11 protein-coding genes are annotated in these 16549 nt (G+C 70.9%); 8 read left to right on the top strand and 3 right to left on the bottom strand.

What is annotated here, in order from left to right; all coding sequences use genetic code 11:
• Positions 1 to 81: 81 nt before the first annotated feature.
• On the bottom strand, positions 82 to 384 hold the full coding sequence (gene ureA, locus Q8X39_RS09200) for an urease subunit gamma (RefSeq protein WP_305749373.1): 303 nt from the start codon (positions 382 to 384) through the stop codon (positions 82 to 84).
• A gap of 222 nt (positions 385 to 606) precedes the next feature.
• On the opposite strand from ureA, the gene Q8X39_RS09195 reads away from it, so the two are divergent.
• Entirely contained in the window at positions 607 to 4245 is a 3639-nt protein-coding gene (locus Q8X39_RS09195) for a hybrid sensor histidine kinase/response regulator (protein ID WP_305749372.1), read from the top strand.
• Positions 4238 to 5191 carry a response regulator transcription factor gene (locus Q8X39_RS09190; RefSeq protein WP_305749371.1) on the top strand — a complete coding sequence of 318 codons (954 nt, stop codon included), beginning with the start codon at positions 4238 to 4240 and terminating at the stop codon, positions 5189 to 5191. The genes Q8X39_RS09195 and Q8X39_RS09190 overlap by 8 nt, the downstream gene beginning before the upstream one ends.
• Before the next feature lie 11 nt (positions 5192 to 5202).
• Here Q8X39_RS09190 and Q8X39_RS09185 read toward each other — a convergent pair whose 3' ends face one another.
• Complete coding sequence (locus Q8X39_RS09185) at positions 5203 to 8016, bottom strand: DUF2339 domain-containing protein (protein ID WP_305749370.1); 2814 nt, start codon at positions 8014 to 8016, stop codon at positions 5203 to 5205.
• A gap of 245 nt (positions 8017 to 8261) precedes the next feature.
• On the opposite strand from Q8X39_RS09185, the gene urtA reads away from it, so the two are divergent.
• From urtA to Q8X39_RS09155, 6 genes are all read left to right on the top strand, one after another.
• Entirely contained in the window at positions 8262 to 9539 is a 1278-nt protein-coding gene (gene urtA, locus Q8X39_RS09180; protein WP_305749369.1) for an urea ABC transporter substrate-binding protein, read from the top strand.
• 161 nt (positions 9540 to 9700) lie between these two features.
• Positions 9701 to 11299: an urea ABC transporter permease subunit UrtB gene (gene urtB / locus Q8X39_RS09175; protein ID WP_305749368.1), complete on the top strand. Its 1599-nt coding sequence runs from the start codon at positions 9701 to 9703 to the stop codon at positions 11297 to 11299.
• A 60-nt stretch (positions 11300 to 11359) separates the two neighbouring features.
• A complete protein-coding gene (gene urtC / locus Q8X39_RS09170; protein ID WP_305749367.1) occupies positions 11360 to 12499 on the top strand; it encodes an urea ABC transporter permease subunit UrtC in 1140 nt (379 codons plus the stop codon).
• On the top strand, positions 12496 to 13386 hold the full coding sequence (gene urtD, locus Q8X39_RS09165) for an urea ABC transporter ATP-binding protein UrtD (protein WP_305749366.1): 891 nt from the start codon (positions 12496 to 12498) through the stop codon (positions 13384 to 13386). The genes urtC and urtD overlap by 4 nt, the downstream gene beginning before the upstream one ends.
• An 87-nt stretch (positions 13387 to 13473) precedes the next feature.
• Positions 13474 to 14166 carry an urea ABC transporter ATP-binding subunit UrtE gene (gene urtE, locus Q8X39_RS09160; RefSeq protein WP_305749365.1) on the top strand — a complete coding sequence of 231 codons (693 nt, stop codon included), beginning with the start codon at positions 13474 to 13476 and terminating at the stop codon, positions 14164 to 14166.
• A 69-nt stretch (positions 14167 to 14235) separates the two neighbouring features.
• Positions 14236 to 15594: a TIGR03862 family flavoprotein gene (locus Q8X39_RS09155; protein WP_305749364.1), complete on the top strand. Its 1359-nt coding sequence runs from the start codon at positions 14236 to 14238 to the stop codon at positions 15592 to 15594.
• A 108-nt stretch (positions 15595 to 15702) separates the two neighbouring features.
• On the opposite strand, the gene Q8X39_RS09150 is transcribed toward Q8X39_RS09155, so the two are convergent.
• Complete coding sequence (locus Q8X39_RS09150; RefSeq protein WP_305749363.1) at positions 15703 to 16389, bottom strand: PEPxxWA-CTERM sorting domain-containing protein; 687 nt, start codon at positions 16387 to 16389, stop codon at positions 15703 to 15705.
• Positions 16390 to 16549 lie beyond the last annotated feature (160 nt).

Genomic DNA, 16549 nt, shown 5'->3' with positions numbered 1-16549 from the left:
TGATGTGGGGGTGCGATCGATGGGTCAGAGATCAGGCAGACGCCGGTGCGTGACGCACCGGGATGGGTTGCCCGACGTCGTTCATGCAATGGGTTGGTGCACGGTCACCAGCTTGGTGCCGTCCGGGAAGGTGGCCTCGACCTGGATCTCCGGGATCATCTCGGCGACGCCGTCCATGACCTCGTGGCGCGACAGCACCAGCTTGCCGTCGCTCATCAGCTCGGCGACGCTCTTGCCGTCGCGGGCCCCTTCCATGATGGCCGCGCTGATCAGCGCGACCGACTCGGGGTAGTTGAGCTTCAGGCCACGCGCCTTGCGCCGTTCGGCCAGCAGGGCGGCGGTGAAGATCAGGAGCTTGTCCTTCTCGCGCGGGGTCAGTTCCATGTCGTGCTCGGGTCGGGTGGGCCGGCTGGATGGCCAGGGCCACGCTGGCGCAAGGCGCGTGCCACCTTCGATGCACCGGGAGCCGGGGCCCGCCAGCGCGCCGCCAACGATGCGCTGACCCGCCCGCCGCATCCATCCGCCGAACCCGGTTCGATGGTGTGGAACTTGCACTCCCGTGCGGTCCGTTCACGCCGATCCCTGCCGCCGATCCCTGTCGCCAAGATGTCCGCCCTGCCGCCCGTCGATGTCCCTGCCTCTGCGGCCTCCGCCTGGGCGGAGGAGGCGCCGCCGCAGCGGGTCATCAAGGTCCGGCGCGACTACAACAGCTGGGTCGCGCACGAGACGATCGAGGACTACGCGCTGCGCTTCACGCCGCGCGCGGCGCGCCGCTGGGGCATCGGCCGGGTGGCCAACACCGCCTTCGGCGGCGCCTCGTCCTTCCTGGTGCTGGAGGCGGTCGGCGCGACGCTGCTGGTCCAGCACGGCTTCGTCAACGCGGCGCTGGCCATCCTGGCAACCGCGCTGGTGATCGCGCTGGCGGGCATCCCGATCAGCGTCTACGCCGCCCGCCATGGCCTGGACATGGACCTGCTGACGCGCGGCGCCGGCTTTGGCTACATCGGCTCGACGCTGACCTCGCTGATCTACGCGAGCTTCACCTTCATCTTCTTCGCGCTGGAGGCGGCGGTCATGGCCTACGCCCTCGAGCTTGCCTTCGACATCCCGCCGGCCTGGGGCTACCTGGTCTGCGCGCTGGTGGTGATCCCGCTGGTCACGCATGGCGTGACGCTGATCAGCAGGCTGCAGGTCTGGAGCCAGCCACTGTGGCTGGCGATGCTGCTGCTGCCCTATGCCTACGTGTTCGCGCGTAACCCCGGCCTGCTCGACGAGCTGCGGGCCTACGGTGGCGAACGCGACCTGCACGGCTTCGACGGCCTGGCCTTCGGCGCGGCGATGACGGTGGGCATCGCGCTGATCACGCAGATGGGCGAGCAGGCCGACTACCTGCGCTTCATGCCCGAGCGCACGCCGCGCAACCGGCTGCGCTGGTGGGCCGGCACGCTGGTCGGCGGCATCGGCTGGATCGTGCCGGGCGTGCTCAAGATGCTCGGCGGCGCGCTGCTGGCCAGCCTGGCGATCGGCCATTCGGTGCCGACCGAACGGGCGGTCGACCCGAACCAGATGTACCTGGCGGCCTACGAGTACGTGTTCCCGAACTACGGCTGGGCGGTGGCCGCCACCGCGCTGTTCGTGGTCGTCTCGCAGCTCAAGATCAACGTCACCAACGCCTATGCCGGCTCGCTGGCCTGGAGCAACTTCTTCTCGCGCGTGGCCCACAGCCACCCCGGCCGGGTGGTCTGGATGCTGTTCAACATCCTCATCGCGCTGGTGCTGATGGAGCTGGACGTGTTCCAGGCGCTGGGCGGCGTGCTGGGCCTCTACAGCAACCTCGCGATCAGCTGGCTGATGGCGGTGGTGGCCGACCTCGTCATCAACAAGCCGCTGGGCCTGTCGCCGCCGGGCATCGAGTTCCGCCGCGCCTACCTGTGGGACATCAACCCGGTCGGGGTCGGCGCGATGGTGCTGGCCTCGCTGCTGTCGGTGGCCGCCTACCTGGGCCTGTTCGGGCCCTGGACGCAGGCCTGGTCGGCGGCCATCGCGCTGGTGACGGCCTGCATCGCCTCGCCGCTGATCGCCTGGGCGACCGGCGGGCGCTACTACCTGGCGCGGACGCAGCCCGCTGGCTGCGACGGCGCCCCGGGCGGTGCCTGCGCCGCCTGCCCGTCCTCGGGCACCTACCGCCGGCTGGGCCGGCCGACCGAGGGCGCGCCGCTGTCGCTGGCCCGCTGCAGCATCTGCGAGCGCGACTACGAGTCCGACGACATGGCCGCCTGCCCGGCCTACGGCGGTCCGATCTGCTCGCTGTGCTGCACGCTGGACGCCCGCTGCAACGACCTGTGCAAGCCGCAGGCGCGCCTGTCGGTGCAGTGGAGCGCGGCCTTGCGGCGGCTGCTGCCGCGCCGCGTCTGGCCCTATCTGGACAAGGGCCTGGGCCATTTCGTGCTGCTGATGCTGGTGGTCGTTCCGCTGCTGGGGCTGATGTTCGGCGTGCTCTATCACCAGGAACTGCGCACGCTGGAGGCTCAGGGACTGAGCCTGTCGCCCGACCTCTGGTCCGGCCTGACCGAGGGCCTGCGGGCGGGCTACGTCAAGGCCTACGCGGCCTTGCTGCTGGCCGCCGGCGTGGTGGCGTGGTGGCTGGTGCTGGCGCATCAGAGCCGGGTCGTGGCGCAGGAGGAGTCGAACCGCCAGACCGAGGCGCTGCACCAGCAGACCGTGGCACTGCAGCGCGAGATCGCCTCGCACCGCCAGACCGACCTGGCGCTGCAGGACGCCAAGGCGGTGGCCGATGCCGCGCGGGCCCAGGCCGAGGCGGCCAACGGCGCCAAGACGCGCTACATCACCGCCATCAGCCATGAGCTGCGCACGCCGCTGAACTCCATCCTCGGCTATGCCCAGCTGCTGGAGGAGGACGAGGCCATGCCGGCGCACCGGCGCCAGGCCGTCGGCGTGATCCGGCGCGGTGGCGACCACCTGCTGTCGCTGATCGAGGGCACGCTGGACCTGGCCCGCATCGAGGGCGGCAAGCTCGCACTGCAGACCCGGCCGATGCGCTTTGCCGACACGCTCGCCGAGATCGCCCGGCTGTTCGAGCTGCAGGCCGCCTCCAAGGGCATCGCCTTCCGCAGCGAGCTGGATGCGCACCTGCCGGCGGTCGTGCGGGCCGACGAGCGGCGGCTGCGCCAGATCCTGATCAACCTGGTCGGCAACGCCGTCAAGTTCACCCAGCAGGGCCAGGTCGTGCTGCGGGTCCAGCATGCCCGCGAGATCGCCCGCTTCGAGATCGTCGACTCCGGCCCCGGCATGGACGCGGCCGAGCTGGAGCGGGTCTTCGAGCCCTTCGAGCGCGGCTCGGCGGCCGGTGCGGCCTCGGGCAGCGGCACCGGCCTCGGCCTGACCATCAGCCGCATGCTGACCGCGCTGATGGGCGGCGAGATGACGGTCGACAGCACGCCCGGCGTGGGCACCACCTTCCGGCTCAAGCTCTTCCTGCCGGCGCTGGCCGACGATGCCGCGCTGCCGCGCGAGCAGGTGCCCGTGCGCATCGGCCAGCGTGGCCGGCCGCGCCGCATCCTGGTGGTCGACAACGAGGAGGCCGACCGCGGCCTGCTGCTGTCCATGCTGGCGCCGCTGGGCTTCGACCTGCGCCAGGCCGCCAGCGGCGAGGAGGCGCTGGCGCTGCTGGCCACCCTGGCGCCGTCGCAGCGCCCGGAGGCCGTCTTCATGGACCTCGCCATGCCCGGCATCGACGGCTGGGAGACGCTGCGACGGTTGCAGCGCGACTGGCCGGCCGATGCGCCGCCACCGGTCCGCGCCATCGTCTCGGCCAATGCCTTCGACCAGGCGCTGGACAACGACGTCGGCATCACGCCGGCCGACTTCTTCGTCAAGCCGGTGCGCCTGCACGAGTTGCTCGACTGGCTCGGCCGCCAGCTGTCGATCGACTGGATCGACGCGCCCCGTATCGGCGTTCCGACAGGCTCAGGCCATGAGCCAGCCGGGCGGGTCGATGCGACATCCCTGCCGCCCGATGCCGACCTGTCCGCGCTGCGCGAGGCCTTGTCGCTGGGTTATCTGCGCGGCGTGATGCGCGCGCTCGACGGCCTGCAACAACGGCATGCCCGGTCGGCCGCGTCGATCGAGCGCTGGCGCGGCCTGGCCCGCGGCTTCCAGCTCGACGCGCTGCTGCGCGAGCTGCCACCCGCACCCCTCACCCAGGAAGACGACCGCCGTGCTTGACCGCAACGCCAGCGACATCGTGCTGATCGTCGACGACGTGCCCGACAACCTCGCCGTGCTGCACGACGCGCTCGACGAGTCCGGCTACACCGTGCTGGTGGCCACCAACGGCGTCGACGCCATCGCCCGGGCGTTGCAGGCGCGGCCGCATGTCGTGCTGCTGGATGCGGTCATGCCCGGCATGGACGGCTTCGAGGTCGCGCGCCGGCTCAAGGCCGATGCGCAGACCGCCCACATCCCGATCGTCTTCATGACCGGCCTGACCGAGACCGAGCATGTCGTCGCCGCCTTCGCCGCCGGTGGCTGCGACTACGTCACCAAGCCGATCCGCGCCCGCGAGGTGCTGGCCCGCATCGCCGCCCACCTGCACACCGCGCGCGAGCAGCGCCTGGCGCGCAACGCGCTCGATGCCTTCGGCCATGCCAGCCTGGTGGTGCGCCTGGTCGACGGCCGCGTGTTGTGGCAGACCGCGCTGGCCCGCCAGATGCTCGCCGATCCGGCCGAACCCGACAGCACCGACCTGCGCCGTGCCCCGGTCGAGCTGTTGGCCTGGTTGCAGCGGGAGGCTCGACGCGTGAGCCAGCCCGATGCCGCCGGCCTGGAACGGCAGGCTCTGCCGCTGGACCTGGAGGTCGGCACGCGCCGGCTGCGCTGCAGCCTGCAGGAGGCCACCGGCGACGGCGAGTGGCTGGTCGTCCTGCGCGAGTCCGACGACGCCGCCACGCTGGAGGCGCTGGTGCTGGCCTTGCGCGTCACCCGGCGCGAGGCCGAGGTGCTGCTGTGGCTGTGCCGGGGCAAGACCAACCGCGACATTGCCGACATCCTCGGCGCCAGCGCGGCGACGGTGAAGAAGCACCTCGAACACGTCTACGAGAAGCTGGGCGTCGAGACCCGCAATGCGGCCGCGGCCGTGGCCATCGGCAAGGTGCCGCAGCTCGGGCGCTGAGCGGCACCGGCTCAGGCGGCAGGCTGCTCGTCGCGCGCGGCGGGCGTGCGCGGTGCAGCCGGCAGCGGCGCGACGAAGCCCATCACCAGCATCAGGACGCCCACGCCGATGAAGGACACGATGCGGGTGACCGTGCCGCTGCCCGACAGGTCCACCAGCAGCAGCTTGAGCATCACGCCGCCCAGCAGCGCCGCGCCGACCAGCCAGGGCGTGCGCGCCGCGCGCCGCGAGGCCCACCAGGTCAGCGCCAGTGCGGTGCTGGTCCACAGCAGCGTCAGGCCGGTCTGTACGGCGGCGGTCTCCATCCAGGCCTGCGGCCGGTAGGCCACGCCGGCATGGTGGTGGAAGGCGCGCAGCAGCATGGCGTTGAGCCAGAGGAACACGCTGGCGCCCAGCCAGACCTCGCGCTGGCGGCTCCAGGCCGGCCAGGCGGTCGCATCCAGCGTCGGGAGGGTCCGCCAGACGGTCCACAGTGCCAGGGCGACCAGGCCATCCAGCGGGTTCAGCAGCGGCAGGGCCGAGGCGGTCGGGGGCAGGGTGGGCGACAGGCCGCCATCGGACAGCGCCTGGGCTCCCAGCGCCCAGGCCAGCAGCGCGAAGGCCAGCGCGCCGGCCGCGTCGCGGTAGGTCGGCGGGTCCAGGCGCTGCGGCCAGGCGGCCACGCCTGCGGCGGCGGGCCGTGCATCGAGGCGGACCTGCCAGGCCAGCAGCAGCGCCGGAAACAGTCCCCAGCCCAGCCACGGCCAGGCGCCGTCGGCGGTGCCCAGGGGCGCGGCCAGCGCATGGCCGAGCGCCGAGCCCAGCAGCACGACGGTGGCGACGCCCGCGAGGCGCGTGACGCGGCTCAGCCAGGCCCAGGGTGAGCCGGCGGCCCGGTCCGGGTCGAGCTGTCGCAGGCCGGCCTGCAGCACCAGGCCGTGGACCCCCAGCGCGACCGGCCAGCCCCAGCCGCCACCGCTGCGGCGCGGGTCATGGCCGTCCAGCCAGCTCGCCAGCGCCAGCAGGGCCAGCAGCGGTGCCAGGCCCAACGCGACCCGCGCCGCGCCCGGCCAATCCCAGCGCCGGCCGGCCAGCACCGACAGCGTGGCGATCAGGCCGGCGCCCACCAGCAACCCGCCCATCGTCGCGGCGCGTGGCACCTGCCAGACCAGCTGCCAGCCGGCTGCCCCGGCCAGCCACAGCGTCGACCAGCCGATCAGCGCCGGCTCGATCCAGCGGCCGACCGGCGCGGCGGCCAGCGCATCCGGACCGGCCCGGAAGGCCAGCCAGGCCGCCAGGCCGGCGCCGGCCGCGACCAGCAGCGCGTTCAGGAACCAGGCGTCCAGCACGGGGGGCGGTGCCGTGGCGTCGAGGCCGGCATGGACCAGCGCCGCGCCCGCCAGCGTGACCAGCAGCAGGCCGAAGGCCCGGCTCAGCCGGCCCTGCTGGCGCAGGCCCAGCCAGAAGGCGCCGGCCCCTTCGAGCGCCCAGATGCCGGCGGTCTGGCTGGCGTCGAAGGCCAGCGGGATGGCCAGCGTCAGCGCCAGCACGCCGACCGCCGCATCGGCCTGCACCAGCAGCCGGCTGGCCGGGCTGGCCGCCAGGCGACGCATCGCGGCCGACTGCGCGAGGTGGAACAGGCCCAGCACCAGCGCGCCCCAGGCCGCGCCGTGCGCCAGGTCGCTCACCAGCCCGGCCTGCAGCACGAAGGTGATGGCCGGCAGGCCGAAGACCAGCGGCGCATCGAGGCGGTGGTGGCCGGCCGCCGTGGCCGCGCCTTCCAAGTCGGCAGGTCGGGCCGTCCGAGCCAGCGCAGTCACGCGCACGACCGCGTCGAACAGCAGGAAGTAGGCGATCAGGAAGGCCTGCGCCCAGGGTCGGTCGGCGGGCGTGTAGGACAGCAGGCCCCAGGCCGTCGCGATCACGAAGGTGGCCAGGAACCCGATCAGGTTCAGCGCCCGTGACCGCAGCCGCCAGGCCACCGCCGCGATGCCCAGGTCCAGCACCAGGAAGTAGCCGAACAGCAGCCGCGCATCGCCCGAGCCGGTCTGCAGCAGCAGCGGCGTGGCGAAGCCGCCCAGTGCGCCGACGATGGCCAGCGCCGACGCCCGCTGCCGCAGCGCCAGACCGGCGGCCAGCGCGGCGACGCCGACCATCGCGGCAAACGCCGTGCCCGCCGGCATCAGGCCAAAGTAGCGCGTGGCCGCGTAGAGCGTCAGGTAGAGCGTGGCGACCGCGCCGCCCTGCAGCACCTGCGCATGCACCGGCCGGCTCGTGCGCAACCGCCAGCCGAAGGCCAGCAGCGCCAGCGCCGCCGCCGCGATGCCGCCGAGCCTCAGCTCGATCGGCAGGCTGACGTGCTCGCTGGCGTACTTGGCGAGGAAGGCCAGGCCCAGGAAAAGCACGCCGATGCCGAGCTTGAGGATGGGGTTGCCGCCGACCAGCCAGGCACGCAGCGGCGCGGGCAGCAGGTCCAGCGGTTCGCGTGGCGGCCGTGCGGGGCTTGGAGCAGGTGGGCGCGCGCTGGAGGGCGTGATGGAGGGCGAGATGGTGGGCGTGTAGGCGGGCGCAGGAAGCGCGTCGCCATCGGCCTTCGCGACGACCGGCTGCGCCAGCGCTGCGGGCTGCGGCATGTCCGCGGGCTGCGCGGGAGCCGGGGCCCGTGGCGCGTCCTGCACCTCGCGCAAGGCCGCACGCAAGGTCTGGATCTCGCGGCCTTGAGCCAGCTGCCGCGCCAGCAGCCAGGCGATGGCCGCGCCGAATGCTGCCCCGCCGGCCGGCGTGCCGTCGCCCGCCACGATCGCGCCGAGCAGGCCGCCCAGCAGCACCATCCAGATCGGTTTCATCACGCGCTCCCTGTCCTGATCGGCCCAATCTAGCAAAGGGCCGCGGCGTCGTCGGGCCAGACCCGGCCGGTGGCGTGCCGTGCGCCTGCCGGCATCACGGCGCGATGCCGGCATACGCCATCCGGCGTATGGGCCGCCAGCGTGACGCCCGACACACTTCATCCCAGTCGCCGATGACCTCGGTGCGCGGATTGAACCTCAGCCCCACGTTTCCCAACGCCACTCAACGACCCGGAGCCTCTCCCATGCAAACCACCCGTCGCACGTTCGCCAAGACGCTCAGCGCTGTGTCGCTCGGCGTCGCTGCCCTGAGCCTGCCGCTGTTCGCGCAGGCTGCCGACACCATCAAGGTCGGCATCCTGCATTCGCTGTCGGGCACCATGGCCATTTCCGAGACGGTCCTGAAGGACGTCGCGCTGATGACCATCGACGAGATCAACGCCAAGGGCGGCGTGCTCGGCAAGAAGCTCGAGCCCGTGATCGTCGACCCGGCCTCCAACTGGCCGCTGTTCGCCGAGAAGGCCAAGCAGCTGATCGACCAGGACAAGGTCGCCGCCGTGTTCGGCTGCTGGACCTCGGTCTCGCGCAAGTCGGTGCTGCCGGTGTTCGAGGAAAAGAACTCGCTGCTGTTCTACCCCGTCCAGTACGAGGGCGAGGAGCTGTCCAAGAACGTGTTCTACACCGGTGCCGCGCCCAACCAGCAGGCCATCCCGGCGGTCGAGTACCTGATGAGCAAGGACGGCGGCTCGGCCAAGCGCTTCGTGCTGCTGGGCACCGACTACGTCTACCCGCGCACCACCAACAAGATCCTGCGCGCCTTCCTGAAGGCCAAGGGCATCCCCGAGTCGGACATCATCGAGGAGTACACCCCCTTCGGTCATGCCGACTACCAGTCGATCATCGCCAAGATCAAGAAGTTCGCGTCCGAGGGCAAGAAGACCGCCGTCGTCTCGACCATCAACGGCGACTCGAACGTGCCCTTCTACAAGGAACTGGGCAACCAGGGCCTGAAGGCGACCGACGTGCCGGTGGTGGCCTTCTCGGTCGGCGAGGAAGAGCTGCGCGGCGTCGACACCAAGCCGCTGGTCGGCCACCTGGCCGCCTGGAACTACTTCATGAGCATCAAGAGCCCGGCCAACACCGAGTTCGTCAAGAAGTGGAGCGAGTACGCCAAGGCCAAGGGCATCGCCGGCCACAAGGACAAGCCGCTGACCAATGACCCGATGGAGGCCACCTACATCGGCCTGCACATGTGGGCCCAGGCCGTCACCAAGGCCAAGACCACCGACACCGACAAGGTCATCGCCGCGATGGCCGGCCAGACCTTCCAGGCACCGGGCGGCTTCATGTCCACGATGGACAAGGAGAACCACCACCTCCACAAGCCGGTGTTCATCGGCGAAGTGAAGGCGGACGGCCAGTTCAACGTGGTGTGGAAGACCAAGGGCCCGGTCCAGGCCGACCCGTGGAGCGACTACATCGCCGAGAACAAGGGCAAGAAGAACATGCCGGAAAAGAAGTAACCCCCTACCGCAGCACAGCTGCGGCCCCCCAAGGGGGGCGAGACGGGTGGACCGGCCAAGCCGGATCCACCGTCTCTGCTGGTGTTGCGCCAGGGCCTTTGGGCCCGGCGCCCCTTTCTGGATGTTCGTTCGCGTCGGGTGTTGACGCTCAGGGTTGATTCATGGTGCTGCGCACGCTGTTGTCGGTGGCTCAGGTGGTGAGCTTGTGGCTGGTCCTCGCGGGGGCGTCGCATGCGTTGACGGCGCAGCAGGCGCTGGCGATGGCGGCGGGGGAGACCGATGAGCGGATCGCGGCGCTGAATGCGGCGGCCGCCGAGGGGGATCCGGCGCTGGCGGCGTTCGTGCAGGCCATGCTCGACGATGGCGTCAAGTTCGACGAGAAGCAGGCCTATGTGACGCGGGACGGCAAGTCCTACGTCGCGGGCACCGACAGCGAGGCGACGCCGCCGGCCGAGGCCGAGGATGTCGTCAACAACAACCGCATGCGTGGCGCGCTGGAAGCGGCCATGGGCGTGCTCAAGCTGGTCTCGCCGGACCGTGCGGTGCGCGCCGCCGCGCTGACCGAGCTGGCCCGCAACCCGCTGGACGAGGCCCAGCTGCCGATGATCGAGAAGGCCTATGCGGCCGAGACCGATGCGGCGCTGAAGGCCCGCCTGGAGAACCTCCGTGCGACGTTGCTGGTCAGCGTGTCCGACCCGGCCCGCCGGCTGGAGGCCGCGACCGCGCTGGGCGCGAGCGCCGAGGCCGGCGTCAAGAGCCTGCTGCAGGAACGCCTGGCCGCTGGGGTCGAGACCGATCCGGCCGTGCGCGCCGCGCTGCTGAAGTCGCTCGCGGCGGTCGAGTCGCGGCTGGCCTGGGGCGAGCGCCTGGGCGTGGTCTTCACCGGCATCAGCCTGGGCTCGATCCTGCTGCTGGTGGCCCTCGGCCTGGCCATCACCTACGGCCTGATGGGCGTCATCAACATGGCCCACGGCGAGCTGATGATGATCGGCGCCTATGCGACCTATGTGGTCCAGAACGCCTTCCGCGCCTGGCTGCCCGGGATGTTCGATGCCTACGTGCTGGTGGCCATCCCGGTGTCCTTCCTCAGCGCGGCGCTGGTCGGCGCGGTGCTGGAGCGCAGCGTCATCCGCTGGCTCTACGGCCGGCCGCTGGAGACGCTGCTGGCGACCTGGGGCATCAGCCTGATGCTGATGCAGGCGGTGCGCTCGCTGTTCGGCGCACAGAACGTCGCGGTCGAGAACCCGTCCTGGCTGTCGGGTGGCGTGCAGGTGGCGTCCAACCTGATCCTGCCCTTCAACCGGCTGGCCATCGTGGCCTTCGCCTTCCTGGTGCTGGGCGGCGTCGCGCTGATGATCTCGCGCACCCGGCTGGGCCTGTTCGTGCGCGGCGTGACGCAGAACCGCCGCATGGCCGCCTGCATGGGCGTGAACACCGCCCGCATCGACACCTACGCGTTCTCGCTCGGCGCGGGCATTGCCGGGCTGGCCGGCTGCGCACTGAGCCAGGTCGGCAACGTCGGCCCGGACCTCGGCCAGGGCTACATCGTCGACGCCTTCATGGTGGTCGTCACCGGTGGCGTCGGCCAGCTGGCCGGCACGGTCTACGCAGCGCTCGGACTGGGCGTGCTCAACAAGTTCCTGGAGGGATTCTCCGGTGCCGTGCTGGCCAAGATCATGGTGCTGGTGTGCATCGTGGTGTTCATCCAGAAACGACCGCAGGGCCTGTTCGCCATGAAGGGCCGATCGGCTGAAGCCTGACCGGCTGATCCTCGACGACACCGATGAACACGCGCAAATCCTGAACCCGAGACCTTGACGATGTCCGCCCTGATGACCCCTTCCGATGCCGCTCCGGCGCTGGGCCTGCCCAGCCCGCGCCGCGGCCTGCTGCTCGGCACGCGCGGCTGGATCGCGGTGGCCGCCGCGCTGATCACCGTGGTCGTGCTGGTGCCGCTGCTGAACCTGGTGGTGCCCGAGGGCAGCCTGTTCCACCTCAGCGAGTTCCATGTCCAGCTGGTCGGCAAGATCATGTGCTACGCGATCTGCGCGCTGGCGATGGACCTGATCTGGGGCTACACCGGCATCCTGTCGCTCGGCCACGGCCTGTTCTTCGCGCTGGGTGGCTATGGCATGGGCATGTACCTGATGCGCCAGATCGGCCGCGACGGCAACTACCAGAGCGACCTGCCGGACTTCATGGTCTTCCTCGACTGGAAGTCGCTGCCCTGGCACTGGACCTTCAGCGACAGCTTCCTGGCCCAGCTGATCCTGCTGCTGCTGGTGCCGGGCCTGCTGGCCTTCGTGTTCGGCTTCTTCGCCTTCCGCTCGCGCATCAAGGGCGTGTACTTCTCGATCATCACGCAGGCGATGACCTTCGCCGCGATGCTGCTGTTCTTCCGCAACGAGACCGGCTTCGGCGGCAACAACGGCTTCACCGACTTCAAGCGCATCCTGGGCGTGCCGATCGCGCAGCCGGGCACGCGGGTCTTCCTGTTCGTGCTGACGGGATTGACGCTGATCGGCTTCTTCCTGATGGCGCGCGCCATCGTCAACAGCAAGTACGGCCGCGTGCTGCAGGCCATCCGGGATGCCGAGTCGCGGGTGATGTTCACCGGCTATGACCCGCTGGCCTACAAGCTCGGCATCTGGACGCTGAGCGCGGTGATGTGCGCGGTGGCCGGGGCGCTGTACGTGCCGCAGGTCGGCATCATCAACCCCGGCGAGATGAGCCCGGCCGCATCGATCGAGATCGCGATCTGGGCGGCGGTCGGCGGTCGCGCGACGCTGATCGGCCCGATCGTCGGAGCCTTCTTCGTCAACGGCGCGAAGAGCTGGTTCACGCAGGTCTTCCCCGAGTTCTGGCTCTACTTCCTGGGTGCGCTGTTCATCGCGGTGACGCTGTTCCTGCCGCAGGGCATCGTCGGCCTGTTCAACAAGATCAAGGAGCGCCGCGCATGACGCCGGACCTGATGGAGGACCGCGCCCTGGCGCGCGTCGAGCACGACGCCAGGCTCGCGTCGGGCGTCGGCAAGACCGAGTCGGGCGGCCGCAGCGCCTCCTACGGCCGCTTGCACCGCGCCGGCTCGGTGGACTTCACGCACGGCGTGGCGCTCTACCTGGACGACATCACGGTCAGCTTCGACGGCTTCAAGGCGCTCAACAGCCTGAGCCTGAGCATCAACGTCGGCGAACTGCGCTGCATCATCGGCCCGAACGGTGCGGGCAAGACGACCATGATGGACGTCATCACCGGCAAGACCCGGCCCGATGCCGGCCGCGCATCGTTCGGCTCGACCATCGACCTGCTGCGCCTGCGCGAGAACGAGATCGCCCAGATCGGCATCGGCCGCAAGTTCCAGAAGCCCACCGTCTACGAGGAACTCAGCGTGTTCGAGAACCTCGAGCTGGCGCTGGCGGCCGACCGGCGCGCACGCGCCAGCCTGTTCCACCGCCTGAGCGGCGAGCAGCTCGACCGCATCGGCGAGGTCATCACGCTGATCCACCTGAAGACCGAGGCCCAGCGCACCGCCGGCCTGCTCAGCCACGGCCAGAAGCAGTGGCTGGAGATCGGCATGCTGCTGATGCAGGACCCGAAACTGCTGCTGCTCGACGAGCCGGTCGCCGGCATGACCGACGAGGAGACCGAGCGCACCGCCGAGCTGTTCCTCTCGCTCGAAGGACAGCACTCGCTGGTGGTGGTCGAACACGACATGAAGTTCGTCGACCAGCTGACCGAAGGCCGCAAGACGGTCACCGTGCTGCATGAGGGCAGCGTGCTGGCCGAGGGCAAGCTGGCCGACGTGCAGGCCAACGAGAAAGTGGTCGAGGTGTACCTGGGGCGTTAGCCCCAGGTACACCTTCGGTGGCACGCACCGCTCCCCCGAGCCCCCTCCAAGCGGGGGCTCCAGCATGTTTGGACAGGTAAAACGGCGATGCTCAAGGTTGAAGGTCTGAACCAGTATTACGGCGGCTCGCACATCCTGCGCGGGCTGGACTTTGAGGCGAAGCTCGGCGAGGTCACCGTCGTGCTCGGCCGCAACGGCGTGGGCAAGACCACGCTGCTCAAGAGCCTGATGGGCGTGGTGCCGATCAAGGCCGGCTCGATCGCGCTCGACGGCGGCGACATCTCGCGCGACACGCCCTATGAACGCGTGCGCAAGGGCGTCGGCTACGTGCCGCAGGGCCGCGAGATCTTCGGCCGGCTGACGGTCGAGGACAACCTGCGCATGGGCCTGGCCTACAAGAGCGGCAGCACGCCGATCCCGGACGAGCTGTTCGAGCTGTTCCCGGTGCTGCGCCAGATGATCCAGCGCCGGGGCGGCGACCTGTCCGGTGGCCAGCAGCAGCAGCTGGCGATCGCGCGGGCGCTGGCGGCCGGGCCGAAGCTGCTGATCCTGGACGAGCCGACCGAGGGCATCCAGCCCAGCATCATCAAGGACATCGGCCGCGTCATCCGCATGCTGGCCGACCGCAAGACCATGGCCATCGTGCTGGTCGAGCAGTTCTACGACTTCGCCGCCGAGCTGGCCGACCAGTACCTGGTGATGGAGCGCGGCGAGATCATCGCGCGTGGCCGTGGCCACGAGATGGAAGCACACGGCGTGCGACAGCTGATGTCGATCTGAGGCCGATCCCATCGACCCTTCCGGCCGACCGCCCTCCGGGCGATGGCGGCGCGTAGACTCCCGCGCCACATGTCCAGTCCCTCCGAACAAGCCCCTGTCGCCGCAGCGAACGCTGCGCCCCTCACGCCCTTCCTGGCCACCGCGCCCTCCACGACGGCCGCGCGTGTCTGCATCGTCGGTGCCGGCCCGGCCGGCCTGATGGCCGCCGAGGTGCTCGCCGCCGCCGGCCTGCAGGTCGATGTCTTCGATGCCATGCCCTCGGTCGGCCGCAAGTTCCTGCTGGCCGGCAAGGGCGGGCTGAACCTCACGCACGCCGAACCGGCCGCGCACTTCGTCGCCCGCTACGGCGACCATGCCGACCAGGTCGAGCCCTGGCTGCGGGCCTTCGACGCCGATGCGATCCGCGCCTGGGCCGCCGGCCTGGGCATCAAGACCTTCGTCGGCAGCTCCGGCAAGGTCTTCCCCGCCGAAATGAAGGCCGCGCCGCTGCTGCGCGCCTGGCTGCACCGCCTGCGCGTGGCGGGCGTGCGCTTTCACATGCGCCGACGCTGGAACGGCACGCTGCTCGCGCGGGACGGTCAGGCCGGCGGCGGCTGGCAACTGGCCTTCGACACGCCGTCCGGCCTCGTCACGGCCGAGGCCGATGCGGTCGTGCTGGCGCTCGGTGGCGCGAGCTGGGCCCGGCTGGGCAGCGACGGCGCCTGGCTGCCGTGGCTGGCCGCCGCGGGCGTCGCTTGCGCGCCGCTGCGGCCGTCCAACTGCGGCTTCGACATCGGCTGGAGCGCCCACCTGACCGAACGCCATGCCGGCACGCCGCTGAAGAACGTGCTGCTGCGCGTGCCCGGTCCGGACGACGCGACGCCGGCCTTCGAGCGCCTGGGCGAGGCCGTCATCTCGGCCACCGGCCTGGAAGGCTCGCTGGTCTATGCCGCCAGCAGCCTGCTGCGCGAGCGCATCGCCGCCGACGGGCAGGCCGACTTCACGCTCGACCTGCTGCCGCACCGCCGCGAGGCCGATCTGGCGCAGGCGCTGGCCAAGGGCCGAGGCAGCCGCTCCTGGCCCAACCACCTGAAGGAACAGACGGGCCTGAGCGGTGCGCCCGCCGCGCTGCTGCGCGAGGGGCTGGACGCGGCCGGCTGGTCCGCGTTGACGGCCGATCCGGCGGCGGTCGCGCAGCGCATCAAGCGCCTGCCGCTGCGGGCGCGCGCGACACGGCCGATCGACGAGGCCATCAGCACCGCCGGCGGCGTGCGCCTGGGCGCGGACGGTGCCGACGAGGCGCTGATGCTGCGGGCGCGGCCCGGCGTCTTCGTGGCCGGCGAGATGCTGGACTGGGAGGCCCCGACCGGCGGCTACCTGCTCAGCGCCTGCCTGGCCAGTGGCCGCTGGGCTGCCACGCACCTGGCCCGTCGGCTGAGGGGCGGCTGAGGGGCCGCTGTGGGGCCGCTGTGGGGCGGCCGACCGACGCTTGCACGGCCGCAAGAAAAAAGCCTCCCGCAGGAGGCTCGCGATCGGGGCGGGCGGGCAGCCCGGTGATCAGGCGGTGCGGGCCTTGCGGCGACGCGACATGAAGCCGATCGCGCCCAGGCCGGCCAGCATCATCGCGTAGGTCTCGGGTTCCGGGACCGCGGTGACGGTGTTGGACACCACGCTCACGTTGTCGACCCAGGGATTGAAGCCCTTGGCCTCGATGCCGCCCATGCCCTCGAAGGCGACCCGCACGCGGGCGCCGTTCGGGTTAAAGCCGAAGATGGCCTGGCCGCCGGTGCCGCTCAGCAGCCCGGTGGGCGAGTTCGACCACAGCGTGTCTTCCTGGGCCCAGGACCAGCCCGTGCCTTGGGTGAAGGTCTGGAAGCCGAAGCGCAGCAGCTGGTCGTTGCCGGCCACGCCGGTGCGCAGCGTCCGGTCGATGCCGTAGACGAAGTCCAGGTCCAGCAGCGTGCCCAGCGCGAAGGTGCCGAGGGTCTGGGACAGGAAGCTGACCCCGCCGCCGGTGCCGACGTCGAAACGGGCGGCGATGTTGACGCCCGCGCCGGGGCGGTCGTAGGCGGCCACGTTGATGTCGTTCCAGACCCGCAGCGGATCGGTATTCGTCGGGGTTTCCGTGAAGCCGCGGTTGGCGAGTTCTTCCCGCTGGACCAGCGTCTGAGCGGAAGCGCTCGAGGCCAGGCCGATCAGGGCGACCGCCAGCGCCAGGGCGCGGTGCGTGAAAAGTGATGCCATGTGGATGATCCTTGAAGTGTTCGTGGAACCGGACCGCCGAGGACGGTGTGTCTCGTCTTCGGCAGGTTCCTGAAGAAACTGAAGGTCATCGTATGGAGCGGTGCTGCGATGCACCACCACCCGAATCGGGTGCATCGGGGCGGGCGTTCAGGCTCAGCCG

Origin of the sequence: Leptothrix discophora (genome assembly GCF_030705305.1) — a bacterium.
Classification (GTDB): Bacteria; Pseudomonadota; Gammaproteobacteria; order Burkholderiales; family Burkholderiaceae_C; genus Sphaerotilus; species Sphaerotilus discophorus.
The sequence above is the reverse complement of the archived record's forward strand: the minus strand, read 5'-3'. Positions and strand labels throughout refer to the sequence as shown.